Source organism: Pseudomonas sp. UBA6315 (assembly GCF_002438125.1).
In the GTDB taxonomy this organism is placed as follows: domain Bacteria; phylum Pseudomonadota; class Gammaproteobacteria; order Pseudomonadales; family Pseudomonadaceae; genus Aquipseudomonas; species Aquipseudomonas faucium.
In genome coordinates, this window is sequence record NZ_DJTF01000033.1 from 63,614 (window position 1) to 89,441 (window position 25,828).

At 63.5% G+C, this 25,828-nt stretch carries 25 protein-coding genes; 12 read left to right on the forward strand and 13 right to left on the reverse strand.

Features of this window, described 5'->3' with window-relative positions; genetic code table 11:
• Positions 1 to 33: 33 nt before the first annotated feature.
• A complete protein-coding gene (locus B3E94_RS04110; protein WP_236235672.1) occupies positions 34 to 615 on the reverse strand; it encodes a flavin reductase family protein in 582 nt (193 codons plus the stop codon).
• Positions 616 to 818: 203 nt separating this feature from the next.
• Here B3E94_RS04110 and B3E94_RS04115 point away from each other — a divergent pair, with 203 nt between their 5' ends.
• Positions 819 to 1,157: a hypothetical protein gene (locus B3E94_RS04115; protein ID WP_176516784.1), complete on the forward strand. Its 339-nt coding sequence runs from the start codon at positions 819 to 821 to the stop codon at positions 1,155 to 1,157.
• 16 nt (positions 1,158 to 1,173) lie between these two features.
• Here the strand turns inward: B3E94_RS04115 and B3E94_RS04120 are convergent, their stop codons facing one another.
• Positions 1,174 to 2,094: a LysR substrate-binding domain-containing protein gene (locus B3E94_RS04120; RefSeq protein ID WP_286912433.1), complete on the reverse strand. Its 921-nt coding sequence runs from the start codon at positions 2,092 to 2,094 to the stop codon at positions 1,174 to 1,176.
• Between the two features lie 160 nt (positions 2,095 to 2,254).
• Between B3E94_RS04120 and B3E94_RS04125 the strand changes: the two genes are divergently transcribed.
• The 7 genes from B3E94_RS04125 (at position 2,255) to B3E94_RS04155 (ending at position 7,593) form a co-directional block, all read left to right on the forward strand.
• Positions 2,255 to 3,037, forward strand: a complete 783-nt coding sequence (locus tag B3E94_RS04125) for a YqcI/YcgG family protein (RefSeq protein WP_236235671.1) — start codon at positions 2,255 to 2,257, stop codon at positions 3,035 to 3,037.
• Positions 3,038 to 3,039: 2 nt separating this feature from the next.
• The gene (locus tag B3E94_RS04130) at positions 3,040 to 3,669 is read left to right on the forward strand and encodes a LysE family translocator (protein ID WP_286912435.1); all 630 of its coding nucleotides are present in this window, start codon (positions 3,040 to 3,042) and stop codon (positions 3,667 to 3,669) included.
• 25 nt (positions 3,670 to 3,694) lie between these two features.
• Positions 3,695 to 4,789 (forward strand): hypothetical protein, encoded by a 1,095-nt coding sequence (locus tag B3E94_RS04135; protein ID WP_176516778.1) that lies wholly within the window; start codon positions 3,695 to 3,697, stop codon positions 4,787 to 4,789.
• A gap of 88 nt (positions 4,790 to 4,877) precedes the next feature.
• The gene (locus B3E94_RS04140) at positions 4,878 to 5,582 is read left to right on the forward strand and encodes a sel1 repeat family protein (RefSeq protein WP_176516777.1); all 705 of its coding nucleotides are present in this window, start codon (positions 4,878 to 4,880) and stop codon (positions 5,580 to 5,582) included.
• A gap of 99 nt (positions 5,583 to 5,681) precedes the next feature.
• Positions 5,682 to 6,383, forward strand: a complete 702-nt coding sequence (locus B3E94_RS04145; protein WP_286912436.1) for an AzlC family ABC transporter permease — start codon at positions 5,682 to 5,684, stop codon at positions 6,381 to 6,383.
• Positions 6,380 to 6,694 (forward strand): AzlD domain-containing protein, encoded by a 315-nt coding sequence (locus tag B3E94_RS04150; RefSeq protein WP_176516775.1) that lies wholly within the window; start codon positions 6,380 to 6,382, stop codon positions 6,692 to 6,694. Before B3E94_RS04145 ends, B3E94_RS04150 begins: the two co-directional genes overlap by 4 nt.
• Positions 6,691 to 7,593, forward strand: a complete 903-nt coding sequence (locus tag B3E94_RS04155; protein ID WP_286912437.1) for a helix-turn-helix transcriptional regulator — start codon at positions 6,691 to 6,693, stop codon at positions 7,591 to 7,593. Before B3E94_RS04150 ends, B3E94_RS04155 begins: the two co-directional genes overlap by 4 nt.
• Here the strand turns inward: B3E94_RS04155 and dinB are convergent.
• The 5 genes from dinB to speD are packed head-to-tail and all read right to left on the reverse strand — an operon-like array spanning position 7,541 to position 13,659.
• A complete protein-coding gene (gene dinB, locus B3E94_RS04160) occupies positions 7,541 to 8,626 on the reverse strand; it encodes a DNA polymerase IV (protein ID WP_286912438.1) in 1,086 nt (361 codons plus the stop codon). The two genes, B3E94_RS04155 and dinB, sit on opposite strands and share 53 nt — an antisense overlap.
• Positions 8,619 to 10,670, reverse strand: a complete 2,052-nt coding sequence (locus B3E94_RS04165) for an ornithine decarboxylase (RefSeq protein WP_349681706.1) — start codon at positions 10,668 to 10,670, stop codon at positions 8,619 to 8,621. The genes dinB and B3E94_RS04165 overlap by 8 nt, the downstream gene beginning before the upstream one ends.
• Complete coding sequence (locus tag B3E94_RS04170; RefSeq protein WP_286912440.1) at positions 10,648 to 11,865, reverse strand: MFS transporter; 1,218 nt, start codon at positions 11,863 to 11,865, stop codon at positions 10,648 to 10,650. Before B3E94_RS04170 ends, B3E94_RS04165 begins: the two co-directional genes overlap by 23 nt.
• A gap of 14 nt (positions 11,866 to 11,879) precedes the next feature.
• Positions 11,880 to 13,286, reverse strand: a complete 1,407-nt coding sequence (locus tag B3E94_RS04175) for a coproporphyrinogen-III oxidase family protein (RefSeq protein ID WP_286912441.1) — start codon at positions 13,284 to 13,286, stop codon at positions 11,880 to 11,882.
• Positions 13,270 to 13,659, reverse strand: coding sequence for an adenosylmethionine decarboxylase (speD, locus tag B3E94_RS04180; protein ID WP_286912442.1), 390 nt, complete (start codon positions 13,657 to 13,659; stop codon positions 13,270 to 13,272). Before speD ends, B3E94_RS04175 begins: the two co-directional genes overlap by 17 nt.
• A 513-nt stretch (positions 13,660 to 14,172) precedes the next feature.
• On the opposite strand from speD, the gene B3E94_RS04185 reads away from it, so the two are divergent.
• Positions 14,173 to 14,400 carry a hypothetical protein gene (locus B3E94_RS04185; RefSeq protein ID WP_003250422.1) on the forward strand — a complete coding sequence of 76 codons (228 nt, stop codon included), beginning with the start codon at positions 14,173 to 14,175 and terminating at the stop codon, positions 14,398 to 14,400.
• A gap of 44 nt (positions 14,401 to 14,444) precedes the next feature.
• On the opposite strand, the gene B3E94_RS04190 is transcribed toward B3E94_RS04185, so the two are convergent.
• The 5 genes from B3E94_RS04190 to B3E94_RS04210 form a co-directional block, all read right to left on the reverse strand.
• On the reverse strand, positions 14,445 to 14,924 hold the full coding sequence (locus B3E94_RS04190) for a copper chaperone PCu(A)C (RefSeq protein ID WP_176516766.1): 480 nt from the start codon (positions 14,922 to 14,924) through the stop codon (positions 14,445 to 14,447).
• Positions 14,925 to 15,533: an SCO family protein gene (locus tag B3E94_RS04195; protein WP_176516765.1), complete on the reverse strand. Its 609-nt coding sequence runs from the start codon at positions 15,531 to 15,533 to the stop codon at positions 14,925 to 14,927. It abuts the gene before it with no gap.
• A 198-nt stretch (positions 15,534 to 15,731) separates the two neighbouring features.
• On the reverse strand, positions 15,732 to 16,316 hold the full coding sequence (gene nfuA, locus B3E94_RS04200) for a Fe-S biogenesis protein NfuA (protein ID WP_176516764.1): 585 nt from the start codon (positions 16,314 to 16,316) through the stop codon (positions 15,732 to 15,734).
• A 58-nt stretch (positions 16,317 to 16,374) separates the two neighbouring features.
• Positions 16,375 to 17,409, reverse strand: a complete 1,035-nt coding sequence (locus B3E94_RS04205) for an acyltransferase family protein (protein WP_176516763.1) — start codon at positions 17,407 to 17,409, stop codon at positions 16,375 to 16,377.
• Between the two features lie 179 nt (positions 17,410 to 17,588).
• Complete coding sequence (locus B3E94_RS04210) at positions 17,589 to 19,889, reverse strand: fatty acid cis/trans isomerase (protein WP_286912443.1); 2,301 nt, start codon at positions 19,887 to 19,889, stop codon at positions 17,589 to 17,591.
• A 166-nt stretch (positions 19,890 to 20,055) separates the two neighbouring features.
• Here B3E94_RS04210 and metH point away from each other — a divergent pair, with 166 nt between their 5' ends.
• On the forward strand, positions 20,056 to 23,763 hold the full coding sequence (gene metH, locus B3E94_RS04215; protein ID WP_286912444.1) for a methionine synthase: 3,708 nt from the start codon (positions 20,056 to 20,058) through the stop codon (positions 23,761 to 23,763).
• Between the two features lie 156 nt (positions 23,764 to 23,919).
• The gene (locus tag B3E94_RS04220) at positions 23,920 to 24,138 is read left to right on the forward strand and encodes a DUF2970 domain-containing protein (protein WP_012271636.1); all 219 of its coding nucleotides are present in this window, start codon (positions 23,920 to 23,922) and stop codon (positions 24,136 to 24,138) included.
• 268 nt (positions 24,139 to 24,406) lie between these two features.
• On the opposite strand, the gene B3E94_RS04225 is transcribed toward B3E94_RS04220, so the two are convergent.
• Entirely contained in the window at positions 24,407 to 25,483 is a 1,077-nt protein-coding gene (locus B3E94_RS04225; protein ID WP_176516757.1) for an ABC transporter substrate-binding protein, read from the reverse strand.
• 211 nt (positions 25,484 to 25,694) lie between these two features.
• On the opposite strand from B3E94_RS04225, the gene B3E94_RS04230 reads away from it, so the two are divergent.
• Positions 25,695 to 25,828 (forward strand): hypothetical protein (locus B3E94_RS04230; RefSeq protein WP_286912448.1); only part of this gene is annotated, 134 nt, incomplete at its 3' end.

A 25,828-nucleotide genomic window follows, 5' to 3' on the forward strand; every position in this document is an offset into this window, starting at 1 on the left:
CTCCCACAGATGCCCCGCAGCGCGCCGGTAGGTTCAGCCCTGCGCGTCGACCACCACCGCCTCGCCGATCGCATAGAAATGCCCACCGGCCACATAGTGCAGGCTGCGCCACTGCGGGTCGGCATGCTCATAGGCCCAGTGGCCGTCCTTGAACACCCGGTCATCCGCCCACGCCGCCACCACTTCGCCTATGAACAGGTCGTAGGTGCTCTGGTTGTGCGGCTCGTCGATCACCCGGCACATCAGCCACGCCGAGCAGCCTTCCACCAGCGGCGCCGCATGCCCTTCCACCCGTGCCAGCTCGACGCCGATGCGGGCCAGCTTGTCGGGCTGGTCGAGCAGGCTGCGGGTACCGACCTGATGGGTCAGCTGCGCCTGGGCCGCGGTGGGCACCTGCAGCGCGAACCAGCCACTGCCTTCGACCAGCTGCCGGGTGCGGGTGCCCTTGTCCAGCACCACGGTGACCTTGGGCGGGTCGAAGTCCAGCGCGCAGGCCCAGGCCGCGGCCATCACGTTGTCCACGCCCTGGTGGCTGGCCGATACCAGCACGGTCGGGCCGTGGTTGAGCAGGCGGTAGGCCTTTTTCAGGTCGACGGCTTGGAAGTGGCTGTTCATCGGAGTCCTCAGGTCAGGGTGCACAGGAGCGGGCAATTGTGCAGCATCGGCAGGGCTGGAAGCATCCTTTCAGCACCTTCAGATATTTCCTACGCACCGCTCGGAAGTTTCTTAATTGCCGTCGCCCTCTGCGGAAAACACCATCGCTCCTGGACGGCGCCAGCTACAGCCGGCGCCCGCGCTCGATCGACAGGAGGCTCCGCATGCACCCGCACCTCAGCACCACCGCCGAACTGCGCAAGACCCTGCGTGAACTCATGGCCCACAAGGTCAGCAACCCGGACGACGACCCGCACCTCTCGGGGGTGCTGTTTTTCTGCGTGACCGATGAGCGCACGCGCCAACTGGTCGAGCGCATCGAGCTGCTGGCCAGCGAGGCGTTCTTCGACCCCTGCGGGCGCGCCATCGCCCAGCAGATGCGCGCGGCAGCCATCGAAGGGGTGTGCATCAAGCAGAAGCGCAAGGCCAGCGTCGAGGAAACGGTGATCCGCATCGCCCTGCTCGACAAGGGCTACATCACCGTCAGCAGCGCACGCCTGTGACGCCTGGCGGGCGGCCTCAGCCGTACAGGTAGTCGATGTCCTTGTAGACCAGCGCCGGCACCTGGCCGAGCAGGAAGTCGCGCAACTTGTGCATCTGCCGGGCCTTGGGGCTGGATTTGAGCCAGGTCATGTAATAGCCATCGCCGGTGGAAACGGCATGCTTGAACGGCGTGACCAGGCGCCCGGCGCCAAGGTCGGCGGTGGCCAGCACCAGGTCGACCACGGAAATGCCCAGGCCCTGCTGGGCCGCCGAGATGCCCTGGTCGAGGGTGTCGAACACCTGGCCCTGGTCGATGCTGATGTCCAGCGCATCCATGCGCGCCAGCCAGCGGCGCCAGTCGCGGCGGTCCGGGGACGGGTGCAGGAACTCGCAGTGGCGCAGGTCCGCCAGCTCCGGCTGGGCGCGCGGCATGTAGTCGGGGTGGCACACCGGGATCAGCCATTCATCGAACAGCTTGAAGCTTTCGACGTCGGCCGGAAAACGCCCGTTGGCCAGCAGGATCGCGCAATCGTAGGGCTCGGAATAGAAGTCCACCGTGTCGATGTCCATCCACACGCTCGACAACTGCACGCTGCAGGCATCGTCGGCCTTCTTGAAGGCATCCAGGGCCCGCAGCAACCAGCGCACGGTGAGTGTGGAAGGCGCCTTGAGGCGCAGGCCGTAGCGGTCTTGGCGCAGCAGCGCGCAGGCATTTTCGATGATCTTGAAGCCGACCTTGAGCTCCTGGGACAGCACCCGGCCGTGTTCGGTCAGGCTCAGCTTGGGGCCGCGGCGCTCGAACAGGTCGCAGCCGAACATGGCTTCGAGGGTCTTGATGTGATGGCTGACCGCGCCCTGGGTCAGCGCCAGCTCTTCGGCCGCCCGGGTGAACGACCCATAACGCGAAGCGACCTCGAAGGCGCGTAGCGCGTGCAAAGCCTGGATTCGTTCCGACATGAAGCCCCCGAAGCATGAGTAAGACTAATAGTAGGTCATAGTTCCACGCGTTTTACAACGTTAAGTGCGTCTCAGAAAATGCAGGTAAATAACAAAGATAAGCCAACAACCTGCCTGCATATGACTGGAACTTTCTATTAATTAAACGCCTGGGGATATCATGTTTACGGGTTATGGAAATTGCTTACGCCTGGATGCGCTAGAGCTGACCGCCGAACATGAGCGGAACACGCATCACTGGACTTACCAGACACTACAACACTTTCGCAGCATTCTCGCCAACCCCGAGTTTCCGTGCCTGTTCGGGCGCAAGGCGGTCAATGGCGCCACCTGCCACATCCTCTTCGCCCGCGCCGAGCAACTGGCCGACGACATTGCCCAGGGCCTGGCCGACTACGTGCGCCACATCGCCCCGGTACCGGTCAAGCAACGCATCGGCAGCCCGCTGGTGGTGTTTCTCGAAACCCCCAGCGACATCACCCTTGCCGAACAACAGGCACTGGCCTGGAAGGTGCTGCGCGGCGTGCACGCGCGCGACCCGCAGCCCTGGCCACCGTCGATCCCCACCGACCCGGACGACAACGGCTGGTCATTCTGCTACGCCGGCATGCCGCTGTTCATCAACATGAACTTCCCCGGCCACCGGCAGATGAAAAGCCGCAACCTGGGCAAGCACATCACCTTCGTCATCAACCCGCGGGAAAACTTCGACGAGGTGGCCAACGCCGGCACCGAAAGCGGCCAGCGCATCCGTGCGCGCATTCGCGACCGCGTGCGCCACTACAACGACGGCGTCATGCCGGACAGCCTGGGCTTCTTCGGCGACGACGACAACTTCGAATGGAAGCAATACCAACTGCAGGAAGCAGGCTCGCTCAAGCCCTCGCGCTGCCCCTTTCATGCCCACGCCCACGCCACGCCTGACACACTGATCGAGAACTGACCGTGAATACCGCACTCACCCTCACCTACGCACTGACCGTCCTGCTGCTGATCGCCACCCCGGGCCCGGTGGTGGCATTGATCGTCAACACCGCCGCCGCTTCCGGCTCGCGCAAGGCCATCTTCACCGCCGTCGGCACCAACTGGGCGTCGTTGGTGCTGATCGGTGCCGCCGCCTGGGTCATCCTCACCAGCGCGGCCATCGACAAGGCCTGGCTCAGCGGCATGAGCCTGCTCGGCTGCCTGTTCATCGGCTACATCGCCGTGGGCACCTTGCGCGAATGCCTGCAGGCACCGGCCGCCAGCGAAACCGCCGAGCCCGCGCCCAAGGCTGGCCGCGGCGGCCTCTGGCAAGGCTTCATGGTGGGGATTTCCAACCCCAAGGACATCATCTTCTTCATCGCCTTCTTCCCGCAGTTCATCCAGATCACCGAGTCGTTCGGCAAGAGCATGGTGGTGCTGTCGCTGCTGTGGGTGTTCATCGATTTCGCCGTGCTCAGCCTGTACATCTTCGCCATCGGCAAGATCAGCTCGCCACGCAGCAACCGCATCATTTCCCTGGCCTCGGGCGTTGCCCTGCTGCTGATCGCCGCCGGTGGCCTGGCCTACAACCTCAAGGCACTGGCGGGCTGAACCGGCCAGTGAAACGGAAGCGCCCATGACCACCCTCGATACCGCCGCACGCGGCCAGGGCCTGCCCTCGCCGCTGCAGCAGGATTACCAGCGCTTCCTGCAACTGGGCAGCCGCCGCGCCCCGCAAACCTTGCACGTTCACGAGCGCGGCTATCGCTCCGGCACCATCAACACCGATGCGCTGGGGCTGCGCTACAGCCATTGCGCCGGCAAGCGCTTCTCGGCCGCCGAGCGCGGCGGTGCGGGGCGCATCAACCTGCTGGTGGGTGGCTCCACGGCCATGGGCATCGGTGCCAGCAGCGATGAACACACGGTGGCCTCGCACCTGTCGATGCTGACCGGCGAGGTGTGGCTGAACCTCGCCGGCTGCGGGCTCAATGCCAGCCAGGAGCTGCTGCTGTTTCTCACCCACCAGCACCGCCTGGGTGAAATTGGCCACGTGGTGCTGCTCAGCGGGCTCAACAGCCTGGCCCACGAAGCCCTCGGCGAAGTGTTGGCCGGCCCGCACGCTGCGCAGTACGCCAAGGCCCACCAGGCCTACCTGAACAGCTTCAACGAAGGCATGCCGGCCCAGGGCGCAGCGCGCCAAGCGTCGTGGTTGCAGCGCCTTGCCCAGGCGCTCGCCCCGCGTCGCCCGGAGCCCCTGGCAGACTGGCCGCTGTGCGCGCCAGAGAAGCGCCTGGCACGCGCCGCCGACAGCATCGGCCGCACCCTGCGCCAATGGGAGCGGATGCTGGCCGACAGCCACGCCACCCTCACCTTCATCCTGCAACCCTTGCTGCCCTGGTGCCGCGAGGCCCTGCCGGCCGGTGAAGTCGCCATGCTCGCGGCCCTGGACCGGCAACCCAGCAATTTCGATCGCCTGCTGCAGGGCACCTTCGACAGTCAGCTGCACATGGCCTTCTTCCGCCGCATCAAGAGCCAGGCCGACCCGGTGCCGTGCTACGACATGAACAGCATGCTCAGCAGCTCGCCGGTGTTCGGCGCCGACCTGTTCATCGACCGCCTGCACCTGAACGACCTGGGCAACAATGCGCTGGCCAAGGTGATCACCGCCAAGCTCGGCCTGGCCCAGGAAAAACACGCCCAGCGCAAGGTCACGCCGATCAAGCTTGTCTGACAATTGCACGCCGAGCTTTCGGTCTGGCCACAGGCTTGGCTAGAATACGGCGTCGTTCCGATACGCCCGAGGCGCAGCTGCAATTGTCATGAACACCCGAGCCATCCCCCCGTACCTGGCTGCGCTGCTCATCACACTGGTGCCGCAGGCATCGCTTGCGCTCGATGTGCGCATCGACCCGCATGCCGATCTGCTCTACCGCCAGGCCCTGCCGCTGCTGGAGCAGGCCGACCACCCGGACGACAGCGCCAGCCCCCTGCGCACTGCCGTAGGCGGCGACCCGGAGCTCAATCGCCAGGGCCAGGCCCTGGCCCGTACCCTGCCAACCGCGGTGGCCTTGCTGGAAAAGTCGGTGGAACTCGGCCACCCCGTGGCGCAGTACCGCCTGGCGCTGTACTACACGACCTACCTGCCGGCCGCGCAGATCGCGGATGCCGCCTGCCCGCTGCTCGAAGCGAGCCTGCAGCAGGGCTTTGCCCCGCCGGCAACGGCGATCGCCAGCTGGTGCCCGCCGTACAACGTCAGCAGCGCCTACCGCGAAGCGCTCGAAGCGGTGCCGAGCATGGCCACCCTGTATGCCGCCTATTACCCGCAACCGGCCACCCGCCTGGCCTGCAGCCGCAGCCAGCCGCAGGGGCTGGAAATGCAGTGGGGCCGGCAACGGGATTACCAGGCCGAGGTGTATCGGCTGCTCGGCGACCTCGACCCACTGCATCGCCAGGCCCTGCTGCAGAAGGCCGTGGACATCAACGGCTGCGTCGCCGCCCAGCAGCGCCTGACCAGCCACCGCTGAGCCTGCGGCGCCTGCCGCAGGCAAACCAGCAAGATCGTTCAAGCCAGCCGCGCTGCACTCTGGCAAGCTGCTCTACCGAGTAACCGTGTCGCAGCCATCATGCCCAGCCATCCGCCCATCGCTCGCCAAGCTTTCCTTCACGGCGCCATCGCCATCCTTCCGCTATCACTTGCCGTCGCCCCCTGGGGCCTGCTGGCCGGCTCCATGGCCATCGAAGCCAACCTCAGCGCCTGGGAAGGCCAGGGCCTGTCGGCGATCGTCTTCGCCGGCGCGGCGCAGCTGGTGGCCATCGGCATGCTCAAGGGCGGCGCCAACCTGCTGTCGATCCTTTTGACCACCCTGCTGCTGACCTCCCAACACCTGCTGTATGGGCTGTCGATGCGCCCGGTGCTTTCCAGCCAGCCTTTGCGCTGGCGGCTGGGGCTGGGCTTTCTGCTCACCGACGAATTTTTCGCCCTCACCAGCCACTACGACCAGCAGCAGTTCAACCGCTGGTACGCGCTCGGCGTCGGCCTGACCTTTTACGTGGCCTGGAACCTGTTCACCCTGGCCGGCATCGTGCTGGGCCAGAACATCCCGCACCTTGACCAGCTGGGCCTGGACTTTTCCATCGTCGCCACCTTCGTCGCGCTGATTGCGCCGCTGGTGCGCAACCTCGCCACCGTGGTGTGCGTGGCGGTGTCGCTGTTCTGCTCGGTGCTGTTCAGCCACTGGCACTGGGAGACCGCGCTGGTGGCTGCCGGCCTGCTGGGCATGGCCGCCGGTTTCATCTGCCAGAAGTTTTCGGGAGCACGCGCATGACCTGGCTACTGATTTTCGCCATGGGCGCCGTGGTGTTCCTCAACCGCTATGCCTTTCTCGAGCCTCGCTTGCCGCTGCGCCTGAGCTCCAATGCACGCCAGTTCCTCGGCTTCGCCGTGCCCGGCATGCTCACCGCCATCTGCGGGCCGATCATCTTCCTGCCCGGCCACCAGCTCGACCTGAGCCCGCTCAACCCTTACCTGCTCGGCGCGCTGGTCGCCATCGCTCTGGTGCTGTTGACCCGCAGCGTGTTGCTGAGCATGCTGGTGAGCATGTTGATCTTCTTCCTGCTGCGCAGCTGGCTGGCATGACCAGGCCCCTGCGCGAACAAGCCCATCTCTGGCAGGCGCCCGCCCTGGGCGATGTCGAGATGCTGCACGCGCGCTACATCCAGCAGCGCTTCGCGCCCCATGTGCATGAAGGCTACGTGTTCACCGTGATCGAGTCCGGCGCCCAGAGCTTCTGGCACCGCGGCAGCGAGCACCTGGCGCCGGTCGGCAGCATGGTGCTGATCAACCCCGACGAACTGCACACCGGCGCCACCGCCCACGAGGCCGGTTGGCGCTACCGCGGCTTCTACCCCGAGCATGAACGGGTCACCGGCGTGCTCGACGAGCTGGAACTGGGCCGCCACGGCATGCCGCGCTTTCGCGAAAGCGTGATCCAGGACCCTGCGCTGGCCTCGGCCTTCAGCCAGCTGCACCGCTTGTCCGAGCTGGGCGCCAGCGCCCTCGAACAACAGACCGCCTGGCGCCAGGCGGTGCTGGCGCTGGTGCAGCGCCACGGCCATTGCCCCGAACCCACGGCCCCCGGCAACGAGCCCGTGGCCGTGGCCCGCGCCCGCGAGCTGCTGGAAAGCCAACTGGCCGACCCACCTTCGCTGGAAGCATTGGCGGCGGCGGTCAACTTGTCGCCCTTCCATTTTGCCCGCGTGTTCCGCCAGGCCACCGGGTTGCCGCCGCACGCCTGGTTGAAACAGCGCCGCCTCACCCACGCCCGTGATCTGTTGAAAAGGGGCCAGGCTGCCTCTGAGGTGGCGTTCGCGCTAGGGTTTGCCGACCAGAGCCATTTGAGCCGGCAGTTCAAGCAGGCCTACGGGGTGACACCGGGGGCCTATCGCAAAGCATGCGTCGACGCAGCATTGCCTGCCCGGCTGCTCACAATCCCAACTCAAGTTGCAACGGGTCCGGCAGGCTTCTGCGGATCTTGACGGCAATACCGACCAGGCGCACGGCTCGCCCCTGCCGCTTGGTATTCCAAAGCATGCGGCACAGGCCATGCACCACCTGCGGCTCCAATGCCAGGGCGCCCGCCTCGGCACTGGCCATGGTGAAATCGGCGAACTTCAGTTTGACCTGGTTCCTGACAATCGGCGGCGCATCGCCAAGCGCCTCCATGCGCAGCGCCAGGGCCGCCAGCAGTCCATCCAGTTCGCTGGCGCAGCGCGCAAAGTCATGGCAGTCGCTGGGCAAGGTATGCTCGACGCCCAGTGACTGCACACCGCCCGCCTTGCCTTCGTAACCCTCCTGCCCGCGGCACCGCTCCCACACATAGAAACCATGCGCCCCGAGCTGGCGCAGCAGCGCAGGGATCATCTGCTCGGTGACATCAGCGCATTTGACGCACCCCATGGCCTGCAGCACAGCCCAGGTCTTGGGCCCCACCCCGGGGATCTTGCGAATGTCCAGGTTCGCAAGAAAGGCCTGCACCTGATCCGGTGCAACCACGAACTGGCCATTGGGCTTGTTCACTTCAGAGGCCATCTTCGCCAGGTACTTCAAAGGTGCGATGCCCGCCGAAGCCGTCAACTGCAGCTCCCGCTCGATGGTTGCCCGGATGCGGCTGGCCATGTGCGTTGCCGAACCGTTGCAGTGCGGCTGCCCTGTGACATCCAGCGTGGCCTCATCCAGCGAGAGAAACTCCACGCTCGGCGTGAAGCGCCGGAAAATCTCCTCCAGCCTGCCAGTGACTGCCTCGTAACGCTCGAAGCGCACAGGCAACAGCACCAGGTCCGGGCACAGGCGCTGCGCGGTGGCGGTTGCCATGCCGCTTCTGACGCCAAACGCCCTGGCAATGTAGTTGGAGGTACTGATCACGCCCCGCTCCAGCGCCGTGCCGCCCACAGCGACCGGCCGATCGCGCAACCAGGGCGCATCCAGGAGCTCGACGGCGACGAAATAGGAGTCCATGTCGACGTGAATGAACTTGCGCGCACCGCCAGGCCGCTGAGGGTGTTCAGTCAAGCACGAATACCCCCAACGAGGCAGAGCCATCGGCATTGCGCACTTCATGGACACCCTGGATATGCGGGGCGAACTCGCAGTACTGCGCGGCCAACGCCTCGACGGCTTGCAGGTAGTCGACCAACGCAGCCGTCCAGCGCTCGCCGGGGGCGATGCACATGATCCCAGGTGGATACGGGATCACCCCCTCGGCCGCCACTTGGCCCAGCACCTCCTTCACACAGCGCAAGCGGGCCTCGCCACGCACGAACTGCTGGTTGGCCTGGTAAGGCGAGCGATCGCACTGCGCCGCCCCGATTGCGCTGAAAATCTCGCTTTGCCGCTGCTCGACCTGATGCGTGCGATAAAGCGCATTGATGCGCTCGCCCAGCTCAGCAATGGACAGCCCCTCGTAAGTAGCTGCAGCTCCACGCAACGAAGGCAGCACCTGCAGCGCCGCAGTACCCGTGTGCCAATGCGCTTCGAACGCTTCGAGCGCGTCCACCAGCCGGCTCAAGGCGGCGCTGTCACTGGAGGGCGTCATCAGCAGGGTGAAGGTGTAGAAGTCGGTTTTTTCCGGCGTGAACTCGCAGTCCTGCAGGTAGCGGGTGAGCAGGCAGGCCGGGATATCCAGCGGCCCGCGGGTGAGGAAAATGACTTTGCACGGGTCGACATGGTGCAGGCCAGGCTCGATCGCCAAGGCACCTTGTGGCTGGTATTGGCTCGAGGCATTCGAGACGGTCGGCATCAGCGGCCGGATCAAGCGACAGCGGCGCGCCACCTGCTCGCGCAACCACTGCGCAGCCGCCAACGCCTGGCGCCAGTGGCGCTCGCCTTCACCCTCGGCGAGCATGGCCGCATTCACTTCCAGCGACATGAACAGCGGATAAGAAGGGCTGGTCGAGGCGTGCTGCATGAAGGCGGCGTTGAACACTGGCCAGCTGCAGTAGCGGCGCAGGTGGCTGATATGCCGGTCCTTCTTGTGAATCTGTGAGGTTTGCGAGAGCCCGGACATCTGCTTGTGCACCGACTGGGTCACGACAATGCCAGGCGAGGCGTCCGTCAGTTGCACGTTCAGCGGCGATAACCCGGCCAGCGCCGGCACGAAAGGCTCATACCCGGCCCAGGCGCCATCGAACAGCACGTAATCACACAAATGGCCGATGCGCGCCAACAAGGCTGACACATCGACCACCACCCCATCGCACGTTGCCTGCTGGATCACCGCCAGGCGAAAGGGCCTGGGCTCGCGCGCCCGGCGCTCACAGACCTGCCCCGCCCAGCTGCGCAGATGGGCTTCATCCAGGGCACCGACGCGATAGCCGCCCAGCAACCCACGCTCATCGCGCACATTATCCAGGTACACCGGCAAGGCGCCGCACTGCACCAAGGCGCCAAGAAACACCGACTTGTGGCTGTTGCGATCCAGCAAAACCAGGTCGCCGGCCGCCAGCAGCGCGCTGGCAACCACCTTGTTGGCGGTGGACGTGCCATTGAGCACGAACCACGTCTCGTCGGCGCCAAACACCCTTGCGGCCAGTTGCTCCGCCTCCAGCACCGGGCCTTCATGGCTCAGCACATCACCCAGCTCGGGCGCGGCATGGGGCACATCCACCTGGAACACGCCCTGCCCCAGCAAGCTCATGAAACGGGCCCCGGCAGGATGCTGCTGCAAACACGCGCCAACTTGGTGCCCAGGGCAGGCGAAGGTAGGCCGGCGCTTGCCAACGAAAGACGCAACCGTGCGCGTGAAAGGGGGCAGCGCCTGGTGTTCGAAAGCGAGCGCGGCAGCCATCAACCGAGCCCTGTCGTGTGCCGACAAGGGTATGTCCACTCGCTGCTCATCGCCTGCCTCTAGCGGGCTATGCCGATGTTCCGCGGCGATAAACAGCGGCAGGCCCCAACGCTCCACCGCCTCACGCACTGCGGGTTGCAGCGCATCTTCAGGCTTCAATAGCAAAACGGAAGCGAGCGCGAGGTTGGCTGACGAATTGAAAACGCTCGCCTGCATGCCCTCCCATGCAGCCATGGGCAGCCCCGCGCTATAGAGGATGGTCGGTGTCATGGGCAGTTCCTTTGAGGTTCCAGCGCACGGGCGCGATGAACAGCATGAGCGTCATCCAGATGAACGTTGCCGGGCCCGCAAGCACGAAGACCAGGCTGGCAACCAACCCTGAAACGGCGTCCCCAATGACGGCCGTGAAGTAATAGAGGGAAAAGTTGCGGCCAACTTCATGCTCGCTCGACAAGCATTGGATGTTGGTGACGATGGCGATATCGACGAATGCACCAATGAAGCCGACCAGAAACAGCACCAGCAGAAACAGCCAGCTGTTGAATTGCAGCGCCACTGCAGCCGCAAAGAACAGTGCGCCGTACAGCACCCAGTAACGCAGCACCAGGCGCGCAGTTGTACGCGGGTTGAAGCGTGTGTAGAGCACGCCACCCAACACGGTGCCTGCCGCCAACAGCGAGAACACGTAACCGACCGCCGCTTCAGAGGCAAAGTGCTCCAGCACCGAAGCCGGAAGAATGAAGCGAATCACCGACGTCGCGAACATCGCACAGAGCGTGGTGCAGCCGATGACAGCAAACAACGGCGCATTGCTGGCCCTGAGCTGGCCAACACTGCGCGCCGCATCGCGGATGATGGCGCGGCCTTCGAATGCCTGCCGGGCGCCTTGCCTGGCAGGCCCCAACGTTGCGATGGAAATGGCCGACAACACCAGGCATATGGCAAAGAACAGGAACGTTGCATCGCGAGACAGCAGCAACACGCACATCGAGAAAACCAGCGGGCCGATAATCGAGGCAGCATCTTCGATCACCTGGATTCCGCTGTTGACCGAGGCCAACTGGTCCTTTTCGACAAGGTCGGGAAAGTACGCGCGAAACGTCGGCACATACAAACACTCGAGCGCGGTCATGACCATCGCCAGGCCAACCAACACGGGCAATACTGGCGCGAACAGGCTGAACGCCATGAAGAAGGCAAGTGCCAGGATGCCTTTGGCGGCCTCTACCAGAAACAGTGTGCGTTTCTTGTCGGCGTTATCCGCAAGCCACCCCCCCAAGGGCGAAAAAACCATGCTCGGCAAGTAGCGGAAAAAATAGGCAATGCCAATCAACAGCAGATCCGCATCGGTCATGGACACGATTGCCACGGCAAAGGCCGCTTCGAAGGCAAACTCGCCACATTTGGAAAAGCAGTAGCCCAACGTCAGGGAACGCGCGCCGCTGTTAAGACTCAACGCCTGCATATTTAATGCTTTCCTCAGCCAGCGGCATAAATCAATTCATGTTCCGTGATGTCCCGCCCAGGGACATCGAGCCGTTCGAACACCAGCTTTCGGAGAATGTCCTGCTCACTTGCAGGCATCAGGTAGAACATGATGTTGCTGTACCAAAGCCAACCAAGCCGGGTCAGCCGGTAGTAATGGTTGTCCTCCACCACCAGGCCGGACTGGACCAATGCATCGAGCCGCTGCATCAGCGCCTTGGGCACACGGCCCAGCTCGACCAGCCGCATGTCGACCGAACCGTGGTAGGCCAGGCGCAGCACAAGCGGCTTGACCACATCCAGCACCGGGTCGTGCCGGCTGACCTGGCACAGGTGCTCGCCTGCCGTCATGCGTTGGGTATATTTTTCGCGCAGGGAAACGTTGGTAATGACGTGCCCTGCCACCGACGAGATAGCGCCCACACCAAAGCCCAATAGGTCGTGATCGGCATAGCCGTAGACATGTTCGTGGTAGATGAACGCGTAATCATCGCTGAACAGTTCACCGGACTGTGCGGGCCTGTGCACATAGCCATGGCCGTTGTACGGCACATAACCATACTGGCGCAGGTGCTCATCGAGCATGAACTTCATGTTGAGCTTGCGCATGGCGGGCATTACCTCCGTGGAGCGTGCCCTGATCTGCTTGTGCAACTTGACGGAGGTGGCGGCATTGTTGATGGGGTAGATATCGACATTGCTGACACCCATGGCGACAGCCTTGTCGATGTCGGCGAGTGTCTGTTGTTCGTTGCTGCCGTTCATGCCGTAGAGAATGTCACACAGCACATGGCCGAAATGGGCGCGCAACTGTTCAACGGCACGCTCGATCTTGCCAATGTCGGGGTCGAGGTTAAATAGCTGGCGCCATTCGCTGTCTACCGTTTGCAGCCCAAAGCGCGCATGGGTCACCCCGATATCGGCCAGCGCCCGCGCACGCATTTCGGTGACACTGGTGACATTGAATTCGAATGAAAACTCCTTCACTTCGCTCATATCGAAGTGACGATGCAATGCCTCGCCAATGTCCTGGATATTTCGCGGCGACAACAGTGAAGGGGTGCCGCCACCAAAAAATATTGCCCTGACTGGCACCGCTTTCAAATCGATCATCTGCGCCTTGTATTCGATCTCCCGGATCAGCGCCTGCGTATATCGGTCAATGTCGTCGGCACTCTTGTACAGCCCCCGCGTGAAAGGGCAGAACGAACAAATGGCTTCGCAAAAGGGCACATGAAAATACAACGCACGCGAACGTGCCGATTGATTGGCGCCGGCCATGATTTCTGAAAATTGGCTTGTGTCGGGCGCATAGCAGTTGTGCGTCTGAGCCGGGAAGAAGAAGTTATAGAGCGGAAATTGATAATCGAACTTTACCAGGCCTTTATCGAGCAGTCGCATATCGCCCCCCCGACAAGCCAGTCACCACACTGCCGCGCAACAGCGTCCTCCTGTTGACCTGGACGTCCTCACCAAAAAACGCTGCAATCCGTTCATTGATCGAGTGGTTGCCTTTGCCGCAGGTATAGACATCGATACTGATATACCCACGCTCGGGGTAGGTATGGTAGGAAAGGTGCGACTCCGACAATAGAAAGATCCCCGTCACACCCTCCCCGCCTGAAGAAAACTTGTGGAGCATATCGCTGATGACGGTGAACCCGGACGCCTGCAATACAGTTAGAAAAAAGCGATGCAATGTCTTATCGTTGGTCAGCAACTTTGCGCTGGCACCGGTTATATCCCAAATGGTGTGGTAGCCACGATCATCCATAAACCATGCTCCTTTCAAGAGGTAGAGAGGGGCGGCACTAGGCCGCCCCCTTGCTTACCACATGCACACACCTTGGGTAGTAACGCCCGTTACATCGGTGCGGAACAGTTCGATTGCAGATTTCATAAGAGAACTCCTTTCAGATTATTGAAATCGCCCTTGGTTGGTGCGGGCAATATCAATCTAGGACCATTTTCAGGTTTCGCTCAATGCCCAAACTCTAAAAACCCAGATACTGGCTGGAGGCGCAGGTCAGTGCGTAGGAATATTCCTACGTACAATTCTCTTCTATACTTCGACTGCCAGACCGCTCTACCAGGCGCTACAACCATTTAACTTCAGATGCCGAGCATCACCCGAAGACAACGCAATGGCAGTAACTTTAAACATACTGTTTATAAGTAACGAGTTGTTTCTGCGCCTTGGAAGCGCGCCTTAAATGCGTCCTGGCAAAGCCAGCAGAGCCCGGCCAATCCTCTGCTACACTCACAGGGCTGAACGGAGGATCCCGCCATGTCCGAAAGAGAGCTCACCACCCTGCTGTCGCTGATGAACCAGCGCCAAGCCTGCCTGAGCAGTGCCTGCAAGGAGATTGCCGACTGGATCGACCGGCAGGGCGATGTGCCCGCCGCTGGCAAGATCCGCGCAAGCCTCAAGGCCTTGGAGGCCGACGAGGCCCAGGTGCGAAAGACCTTGACGTCGTTGACGCTCGACAGGCCTTTGCCACGCTTTCGTAGCTGAACGAACAGGGGCCGCATTGCGCGGCCCCCGGTGCATCAGTTGAATCAGTGCTTCATGTGCATGTGGTCATGCCCGCCGGCCTCGGCGGTCAGGGCCTTCACTTCTGCCTGCACGTTCAACGTTTCCTTCCCGCCCTTGGCATCTTCGATGGTCAGGGTCAGTGGCACTTTCTCGCCTTCCTTCACCTGCTGGTTAAGGCCCATCAGCATCACGTGGTAGCCGTTGGGGTCCAGGCTCACCGGCTTGCCCGCCGGCAGCTCGACGGCCTTCACTTCCTTCATGCCCATCACGTCACCGTTCATGGTCATCTCGTGCACCTGCACGGTCTTGGCCACGGGCGAAGCCACGCCCACCAGCTTGCTGTCGCTGCTGGCGGTGAGGGTCATGAAGGCACCGGTGGACTGCTGGTGTGGCACGCTGGCACGCACCCAGGCATCGCTCACGGTGGTTTCGGCCAGGGCCGGCAGGGCCAGACCCATCAGTGCCAGCACGGCCAGGCCGCGCTTGATTGGTTGCATCGACATTCAGCAGATCTCCATCAGGGTACGCAGGTCTTCGGCACATTCCTGGGCGTTCAGGGAATGGCCCAGGCTCAAGCGCAGGGTGCCACGCGTGTCGTAGACGTAGCTGGTGGACGAATGGGAAATGGTGTAGGTGTCACCGGCAGGCACCTTCTCGTAGAAGACCTTGAACTCCTTGGCCACCGCGGCGATTTCCTCGGGGGTACCGGTGAGCGCGGTGAACGTCGGGTCGAAGGCCTTGACGTAGGCATCGAGCACTTCGGGGGTGTCGCGCTCCGGGTCCAGGGTGATGAACACCACCTGGAACAGGTCGCGGTCGCGGCCCCTGAGCAGCTTGCGGATTTGCGCCGCGCGCGCCAGGGTCGTCGGGCACACCGCCGGGCACTGGGTGAAACCGAAGAAGATCATCGGCATGCTGCCGTAGAAGCTCGACAGGGTGCGTTCGTTGCCCTGGGGGTCCTTGAGGCGGAACTTGCGCCCGAGGATCTCGTTGCTCATGTTCTTGCCGTACTTGAAATCAAGCCCCCGGGCCGGGCTGCAGCCGGCCAGCAGGCCGAGCCCGAGAACGCCCATCCCGGCGACTACGGCGCGCCGGGTCAACAGATCATTCATGAAACCATCCTTTACAGGGAAGGTGCCCGCCCCAGAAGCGGGCCGGCCGAAAAACCGGGGCATTCTTGCATGACGCCCCGAGGGCTTCTACCCGACCAAGGCCAAGATGGCCCGCAGCCCTTTAAACACGGGCTGCGGCCTGTTGTCGCAGGGGTTGAAACCGTAACAGTTTGTTGCTAGAGACCCACAAAAACCCTATCAGTAGTAGGCGTTTTCTTTCTGGGTGTGGTCGGTCACGTCACGCACGCCCTTGAGCTCCGGAATGCGCTCGAGCAGGGTGCGCTCGATGCCTTCCTTCAAGGTCACGTCGGCCTGGCCGCAGCCCTGGCAACCGCCACCGAACTGCAGCACCGCGATGCCATCGTCGACCACGTCGACCAGGCTCACCTGGCCGCCGTGGCTGGCCAGGCCCGGGTTGATCTCGGTCTGCAGGTAGTAGTTGATGCGCTCGTTGATCGGGCTGTCTTCGTTGACCATCGGCACCTTGGCGTTAGGCGCCTTGATGGTCAGCTGGCCACCCATGCGGTCGGTGGCGTAGTCGACCAGTGCGTCTTCCAGGAACGGCAGGCTGACCGCGTCGAGGTAGGCGGTGAAGCTCTTCAGGCCCACCGGCTCGTCGTCGGGCTTCTCTTCGCCCGGCTTGCAGTAGGCGATGCAGGTTTCGGCGTACTGGGTGCCCGGCTGGGTGATGAAAATGCGAATGCCGATGCCAGGCGTGTTCTGCTTGGAAAGCAGATCGGCCAGGTAATCATGGGCGGCGTCGGTAATGGTTATAGCGCTCATGGAAGTTCCTCACAGACTTGCGGCCAAGTGTACGCCAACCTGGCCCTTGAACAAAGTCCTAGTATTTGACTCGGGATAGCGCCAATGCCGGGCTCTGGCCCCGTGGCGCCGCCAGCCAGGCCTGCATTCGGCGGTACAGGCCACGTTCCAGCCATTGGTAGCTGAACCACGACATTAGTCCAATGGACGGCACGCACAGGGCGAACACCAGGTAGGGGTTCAGGTGCAGGCGCTGGCTGGCGAACCAGCCGGCATACAGCACCAGCACGTGCACCAGGTACACCGAGTACGAGCAGTCGCCCAGCGCCTTGAGCACCCGGTTGCCCTGGAAGTACGGCTCCAGGGCGACGAACGCCAGCACCACCAGCGCGCTGGGCAAGCCCCAGTGCAGCAGGCGCTGGGAAGCGTCGAGGTGATACAGCGCGTAGCCCGCCAGGCCCAGTATCGCCAACGGCAGCCACACACCCTCGCGGATCAGGCCACGGCGATACAGCACACCCAGGCCGATGCCGAGCAGGAACTCGTAGATGATGTCGTTGTTGTAGAAGCGGCTGAGCACGCCCAGGCGGCCCAGCACTTCGCTGACCAGCAGCAAGGCGAACGTCACCAGCAGCAGGTGATGGCGCTGGCGAACCAGGAACGCCAGGCCGAACAGCAGGTAGAAGAACATCTCGAAATTCAGCGTCCAGCCCACGTTCAGGGTCGGGTACAGGCCATAGCCACCGGGGTTTTCCGCCGGGATGAACAGCAGCGACAGCAACAGGTGGTGCCAGGCGAATTCCTGATGCGGCATCCACTGGCTGAAGGCCAACAGCAGCGCCGCCATCAGCGCGGTGTAGAACCAGTAGGCAGGGACGATACGCAGGGCTCGGTTGAGCAGGAACTGACGCGGTTCGATGGCCTTGTCACGGGTCGAGAGGTAGATCACCAGCCCGCTGATGACGAAGAAGATGTCGACGCCCACCGCGCCGCGGTCGGTGAGCAACTGGCCGATGGGGCCGGTGGCGTGGAAGTCGAAGAAGATCTGCATGAAGTGGTGGCAAACCACCACCCAGGCGGCGAACGCCCGCAGTGCCTGAAGCGAATACAGCATGAAATACCCTGCGATTGCCGGTGCATTGAGGCCCGGCGAGCGCGTCGCGCTCGTTCGCCGGCAAGCCGGCTCCCACAAAGCTCAGGTGCAGCATCGATCCTTGTGGGAGCCGGCTTGCCGGCGATTGGGCCACCCACCGTTTCCGACCGCAGGGCCTTCGGAAAGGTCAGCCAACCCGATCAGAGGTTCTCGTAGCGGTTCATGTCCAGCACACCCGCCTCGACCGGGGTGGTTTCCTTGATGTAGCTGTTGAGGTCGTGGAAGTAGCGCCAGAACTCTGGATGGCTGCGGCGCACGCCCCAGCGCATGACGATGCGCTCGAACTTGGCAGCATCATCGCGGGCGTACTCCATGTCTTCGACGAACTCCGGCACATCCTTGGTCGGGATGTTGAAGATGAAGTTCGGGTAGCTGCTGAGCACCCCCGGGTACAGGGTCAAGGTATCCAGCCCCGGCTGGTAGCGCGAGGCTTCGCCGAGCAGGAACGCCACGTTGCTGTGCGCGCGGTTGCGCAACAGGCTGTAGACCTGGCGCTGGCCGCCCTCGCCTTCGATGCGCAGCATGGTCGCCTCGGGCAGCTGGTTGATCACCTTCAGGCCCGCGGCCGGGCGCGACACCAGGCGGCTGAGCGACTGCTCGGCATTGCGGAACTCTTCGCTGACCTGCGGCCGCGAGCAGTAGGCGCCCTGGCAGCGGTTGATCGGGTCAGGCGCGGCATTGAGGCTGCCGGTGCGCTGCAGCAGCTTGAGGCCGAAGTCGCGCTTGGGGTCGCGCGGGTCGAGCGCGATGCCGGTCGGGGTGTCGGTGTCGATGTCTTCGTAGTCGAGCCACATCTTCACCTTGCCGCTGTTCTGGTACCAGTTGCTGAGGATCGCCCCGCGCTGGCCGGCCGGCATCAGGCGCAGGAAGTTGACCTCGGCGCCGTTGCGGATCAGGTCGAAGTACAAGCGCGTCTGCAACTGGTGCGAGACGTTGCCGAACACATCGAAGTTGACCGCCAGCTGGTAATAGGTGCGCTCGAACAGTGGGTAGTCGAACAGCCACACGGTCAGCGGCACGTCGCCGATCAGGCCCTTGGTCACCGAGGCGCTGTCGAAGTGGCGGAAGATGCTCAGCAAGGCATTGTCGTTGCCGGCCCACAGCGTGGCCCAGCCCGGTGCCGGCATTTCGGCGTAGGCTTCGCGGCGCAGCTTTTCATAGTCGTTGCGTTTGTCGCGGTAGGCGTGCCACAGCGACAGTACGCTGCCCACGTCGTCGATCTGGCCTGGCATCGCCAGCAGCGGCGTGGCCTCGCCCCGGTACTTGGCGTCGGTGATGTAGCGGTCGTGGGCCGGCTCCTGGAACAGCGCCCAGAAGTTGTCGCGGATCACGTCGGTGGCGATCTGCCCGCGGCACACCGGGCCGCGGATGAAGGTGCGCACGAAATACTCGGCGTTGTCGAGCATGAACTGGTAACGCGCCACCGCCGGGATCGCCTCGAAGGTCTCGAACGGGTTGGCCCGGTGGCGCGGGCCATAGCCCGGGAGTGCCGTGGCATGCCAGTCGCCGGCATAGAACAGCTGCTTCACCCGCTTGAGCTTCTGCGGCCCCATGGGGTAGGTGATGTGGGTCTTGTGCACGATCACGCCCTGCACCGGAATCAACCGATAGTAGAAATCGGTGCCGGGCGGGTCGTTGGGGCGCCGCGTGGCGATCAGGTCGACCGGCTGGCCGCTTGGCGTGCGCGAGCGCACCCACTGGAAGAAGTGGCCCTGCTCGCCGCCGACGAAGTAGATGTGCGCCAGGAACAGGTGCTCGTACAACCAGCGGCCGACCAGGGCTTCGGTCGAGCCCGGGCGGTTGAGCAGCTCTTCCCAGTCGGCAATCTGCCGGGCTTCGGCGTCGCTGGGCTTGATCGGCTGGTACTCCACCGGGGCACCGGCGGCCAGCCAGCGGCGCATGGTGTCGTATTCCTTGTCGGTCAGGCCGGTCACGGCCAGCGGCATGCCCTCTTGTGGGTGGGCGCCGGCGTAGGCGTCGAACTCGTGGGGCAACGGGCACATGTTGGTGCGGTTCAGGCCCAGGACGATGTCATCGGGCAGCTTGGCATTGGGGGTGATGGGCGTCTTGTGCCCCAGCTCGAGCATGCGCGCCATCAGCGCGGCCTGGCTGCCCAGGTTGTCGAGCACCGAATAGAAGCCTTTCTTGCGCCACTCCTGTTCGCTGTGGGCGTCGTAGAACAGCCGCGTGGTGGGCACCGCCTTGCTCCGGTCACCTTGGTACACCGGTACCTTGGTGGCGCCGCGTACCGCCCCTTCGGGGCTTTCCAGCTTGAGCTGGCAGGCGGCGTCGTTGCACGCGTGGCAGGCCACGCACTTCTCGGTGAAGATCGGCTGGATATCCCGGGTGTAGGAAATTGCCGGGCTCGATTGGGGGGGCTGCGCGAACGCCATGCTGCTGGTCAGCAAGGCGAAAGCGGCAACCATAAGGCGATGCACCATGTGCCGTAAGTCCTGGTTCTTGAAAGCTATCACGATATGCCTGGTCGTCCTGGGTGCTTGCGCCTGAACATGAACAGAATTCATGCAAATGGCCGATGCGCCTAAAAACCGCGCAGCTTTGTTATGATTCCGCACCTTCTGATATTTGCCCGACCAGGTAGTTCCTATGTCCGACCGCAGCGCTCGTCTCCAAGCACTCCAGCACGCACTCAAAGAGCGCATCCTGATCCTCGACGGCGGCATGGGTACTATGATCCAAAGCTATCGCCTCGAGGAACACGACTATCGTGGCACGCGTTTCGCCGATTGGCCAAGCGACGTCAAGGGCAACAACGACCTGCTGCTGCTCAGCCGCCCGGATGTGATCGCCGCGATCGAGAAAGCCTACCTCGATGCCGGCGCCGATATCCTCGAAACCAACACCTTCAACGCCACGCAGATTTCCCAGGCCGACTACGGCATGGAATCGCTGGTCTACGAGCTGAACGTCGAGGGCGCGCGCGTCGCCCGCCAGGTGGCCGATGCCAAGACCCTGGAAACGCCCGACAAGCCGCGCTTCGTCGCCGGCGTGCTCGGCCCGACCAGCCGCACTTGCTCGATCTCCCCGGACGTCAACGACCCGGGCTATCGCAACGTCACCTTCGATGAGCTGGTGACCAACTACATCGAAGCCACCCGCGGCCTGATCGAGGGCGGCGCCGACCTGATCCTGATCGAGACCATCTTCGACACCCTCAACGCCAAGGCCGCGATCTTCGCCGTGCAGCAGGTGTTCGAGGACGACGGCGTCGAACTGCCGATCATGATCTCCGGCACCATCACCGACGCCTCCGGGCGCACCCTGTCGGGCCAGACCACCGAAGCGTTCTGGAACTCGGTGCGCCACGCCAAGCCGATTTCCGTGGGCCTCAACTGCGCCCTGGGCGCCAAGGACCTGCGCCCGTACCTGGAAGAGCTGTCGACCAAGGCCGACACCCACGTCTCGGCCCACCCCAACGCCGGCCTGCCCAACGCCTTCGGCGAATACGACGAAACCCCGGCCGAGATGGCCGCAGTGGTCGAAGAATTCGCCGCCAGTGGCTTCCTCAACATCATCGGCGGCTGCTGCGGCACCACCCCGGGCCACATCCAGGCCATTGCCGAAGCGGTCGCCAAGTACAAGCCGCGCGAGATCCCGGAAATCCCCAAGGCCTGCCGCCTGTCGGGCCTGGAGCCGTTCACCATCGATCGCCAGTCGTTGTTCGTCAACGTCGGTGAGCGCACCAACATCACCGGCTCCGCCAAGTTCGCCCGGCTGATCCGCGAAGAGAACTACACCGAGGCTCTGGAAGTCGCCCTGCAGCAGGTCGAGGCCGGCGCCCAGGTGATCGACATCAACATGGACGAAGGGATGCTCGACTCCCAGGCCGCCATGGTCCGCTTCCTCAACATGATCGCCGGCGAACCGGACATCTCCCGCGTGCCGATCATGATCGACTCCTCCAAGTGGGAAGTGATCGAGGCGGGCCTCAAGTGCATCCAGGGCAAGGGCATCGTCAACTCGATTTCCATGAAAGAAGGCGTCGAGCAGTTCAAGCACCACGCCCGCCTGTGCAAGCGCTATGGCGCCGCCGTGGTGGTGATGGCCTTCGACGAGGTCGGCCAGGCCGACACTGCCGCGCGCAAGAAGGAAATCTGCCAGCGCAGCTACGACATCCTGGTCAACGAAGTGGGCTTCCCGCCGGAAGACATCATCTTCGACCCGAACATCTTCGCCGTCGCCACCGGCATCGAAGAGCACAACAACTACGCCGTCGACTTCATCGAGGCCTGCGCCTACATCCGCGACCACCTGCCCCATGCCCTGAGCTCGGGCGGCGTGTCCAACGTGTCGTTCTCGTTCCGCGGCAACAACCCGGTGCGTGAGGCGATCCACTCGGTGTTCCTCTACCACGCCATCCGCAACGGCCTGACCATGGGTATCGTCAACGCCGGCCAGCTGGAGATCTACGACGAGATCCCCGCCGAGCTGCGCGAGAAGGTCGAGGACGTGGTGCTCAACCGCACCCCGGAAGGCACCGACGCGCTGCTGGCCATCGCCGACAACTACAGAGGCGGCGGCGCCACCAAGGAAGTGGAAAACGAAGCCTGGCGTTCGCTGCCGGTCGGCAAGCGCCTGGAGCACGCGCTGGTCAAGGGCATCACCGCGCACATCGTCGAGGACACCGAAGAGTGCCGCCAGCAGTGCGCGCGCCCCATCGAGGTCATCGAAGGCCCGCTGATGAGCGGCATGAACGTGGTGGGCGACCTGTTCGGTGCGGGCAAGATGTTCCTGCCGCAGGTGGTGAAATCCGCCCGCGTGATGAAGCAGGCGGTGGCCCACCTGATTCCGTTCATCGAAGCCGAAAAAGGCGACAAGCCCGAAGCCAAGGGCAAGATCCTCATGGCCACGGTCAAGGGCGACGTGCACGACATCGGCAAGAACATCGTCGGCGTGGTGCTGGGCTGCAACGGTTACGACATCGTCGACCTCGGCGTGATGGTGCCGGCCGAGAAGATCCTGCAGACCGCCCGCGACGAGAAGTGCGACATCATCGGCCTGTCGGGCCTGATCACCCCGTCGTTGGACGAGATGGTCCACGTCGCCCGCGAAATGCAGCGCCAGGGCTTCAACCTGCCGCTGATGATCGGCGGCGCCACCACCTCCAAGGCGCACACCGCAGTCAAGATCGAGCCCAAGTACAGCAACGATGCGGTCATCTACGTCACCGACGCCTCGCGCGCGGTGGGCGTCGCGACGCAGCTGCTGTCCAAGGAACTCAAGCCGGGCTTCGTCGAGAAGACCCGCCAGGACTACGTCGAAGTGCGTGAGCGCACCGCCAACCGCAGCGCCCGCACCGAGCGCCTGAGCTATGCCCAGGCGGTGGCGACCAAGCCGCAATACGACTGGGCCGGCTACCAGCCGGCGGTGCCCTCCTTCACCGGCGTCAAGGTGCTGGAGAACATCGACCTGCGCACCCTGGCCGAATACATCGACTGGACCCCGTTCTTCATCTCCTGGGACCTGGCCGGCAAGTTCCCGCGCATCCTCACCGACGAAGTGGTCGGCGAGGCAGCCACCGCGCTGTACCAGGACGCCCGCGAGATGCTCGACAAGCTGATCGACGAGAAGCTGATCAGTGCCCGTGCGGTGTTCGGCTTCTGGCCGGCCAACCAGGTGGCCGACGACGACATCGAAGTGTACGGCGACGATGGCCAGCCACTGGCCACCCTGCACCACCTGCGCCAGCAGACCATCAAGCCCGATGGCAAGCCGAACCTGTCCCTGGCCGACTTCGTCGCGCCCAAGGGCAGCGGCGTGACCGACTATGTCGGCGGCTTCATCACCACCGCCGGCATCGGCGCCGAGGAAGTGGCCAAGGCCTACCAGGACAAGGGCGACGACTACAGCTCGATCATGGTCAAGGCCCTGGCCGACCGCCTGGCCGAAGCCTGCGCCGAATGGCTGCACGAACAGGTGCGCAAGGAGCACTGGGGTTATGCCCGCGACGAGCATCTGGACAACGAGGCGCTGATCAAGGAGCAGTACAGCGGCATCCGCCCTGCCCCTGGCTACCCGGCCTGCCCGGACCACACCGAGAAGGAAACGCTGTTCCGCCTGCTCGACGGCAGCGCGATTGGCGAGACCGGGCCAAGCGGCGTGTTCCTCACCGAGCATTTTGCGATGTTCCCGGCGGCAGCGGTCAGCGGCTGGTACTTTGCCCACCCGCAGGCGCAGTACTTTGCCGTGGGCAAGGTGGACAAGGACCAGATCGACAGCTACAGCGCGCGCAAAGGGCAGGATGTGAGCGTCAGCGAGCGCTGGCTGGCGCCTAACCTTGGGTACGACAGCTAAGACTGTTTGGGCCCCCATCGCCGGCAAGCCGGCTCCCACAGGGACAGCGCAGGCCTTGAGTGCGCTGCGCTACTTGTGTGAGCCGGCTTGCCGGCGATAGGTCCGGTACATTCACCTACACTGTCCCTGATTGCCTCCGATTCCCCAGGAGCCCCCATGGACGATTCCAGCCAAGGCAAGCCCCCAACCTTCTGGCAAATGCTGCACAGCATCCTCGCCGCCGCCTTCGGCGTGCAGAGCGGCAAGAACCGCGCGCGCGACTTCACCCACGGCAAGGCCAGCCATTTCATCGCATTGGGTACGTTATTCACCCTGGTATTCATCGCAGTGCTGATCGGCCTGGTGCAGCTGGCCCTGCACCTCACCGCCCGCTAGAACGCAACCCGCCCGCGGAAATCCCTTCCGCGGGCGGCTCAGGTGGCATCACGGTCTGAAAACAAGGTGCTACTGGTGGCTGACCCAATACACGGCAGTGACCACCACCAGGACGATCAAGCAGAGAATCGCCCAGGCATCGACGCTGCTGTCAGCTTTGCGGACCTTGGTAGAGTTTCCCATTGCATTGCCTCTTGTAGTGTTTATGGGAATGCACTTCACCACCAGCAGTTAAGACGAGCCATGCCCTTTGCTCAAGCAGGGTCTTTCAATAGTCGACGGGTGACGCAAGAAAAGGATACTGGTAGCTCGAAGGCCGCCCTTGGGCACTGTAATGCTGGAAATCGACGCCGTAATCGTCCTTTTCCAGCAGCTTGAGCCAGCGCCTGGCCTTGGCCGGGTCGATCGACTGCAACACCGGCAAGCTGTGCTCGTCGCGCCCGTCGCGGTTCATCGCCAGGCCCTGGGCGTCATCATGCAGCATCACCATGGCCCAGCCACCCAAACTGAAATGCCCGCCCATCAGCACGCCCAGGCGCCCGTCGATACGTGCGCGCAGCGCTTCGGGCGAGCTGTTGACCGCGCTGAACACCACGTCGCGCCCCGGCTTGCGCCCGGCGGCCTCAAAGGCCTGCATGGCGCCGAAGGCCATTTCGTCATTGGCCGACCACACCAGTTTGGTTTGCGGGTAACGCTGCAGCAGCTGCTGGGCCTGTTCGAAGGCGCGTTGCCGGCTCCAACCGCCGTACACCACCTGGCGCAAACGCACCCGCGGGAAATCGGCCAGGGCGCGGCGCATGCCCTGCTCGCGCAGTTGCGAGGCCGGGGTGGTCTTGACCCCGGAAAAGGCCACCAGGTCGATGAAGTCGTCGCTGGGCGGCAGCAACGCAACCATCTGGTGCAGCATCTGGTAGCCCGCCTGTTCGTCGTTGCCGGTCAGGGTGCCCAGCAACTGCCCGTACTTGCCCGGCTGCGCCTCGATGCTTTCGGCCTGGCCTGCGGTCAGGCCATTGTTGACCAGGAACAGCTTGACCCCGGTTCCCTTGGAAAGCCTGATGATTTCCGGCGCCACGTACTGCTCGTTGACCAGCACCAGGTAGTCGGGCCGCTGCGGCCCTTCGAGCACCGCTCGCGCCTGGGTCAGCGCCCGCTCGGCATTGCGCTCGCCATACTCCACGCGCAAGGTCATGCCCAGGTCGTCGGCCGCCGCCTGCATGAAGCGCGAATAGCTGAGCCAGAAGGTTTCGGTGGATTGCCCGGGGTTGAGGAACACCACCGAAGCAGCCTGGGCCGTGGCTGCCAGCGGCAAGCTCAGGCACAAGCTTTGGCACAGCGCCTTGAGCATGCGGTCCCCCTTGGGCAAACCGCGGAGTATAAACGCCAGAGGGCCAATCACGAACAAATGCCAGTCAGTCTCAGTTAGTTCGTTTGGTTCTTTTCATATGCAAAAACATCACTTTAGCGCATAACCCCAACCTGATATCGTTCCTCGGCTCCGAACCGGAGTGCGCGGCCGTGCGCGCGAATAGCTGCATGCAGCCTGAGACAGGACTTTTATGTACGTATACGACGAGTACGATCAGCGGATCATCGAGGACCGCGTCAAGCAGTTCCGTGATCAGACCCGCCGCTACCTGGCCGGTGAGCTGAGCGAAGAAGAATTCCGCCCTCTGCGCCTGCAGAACGGCCT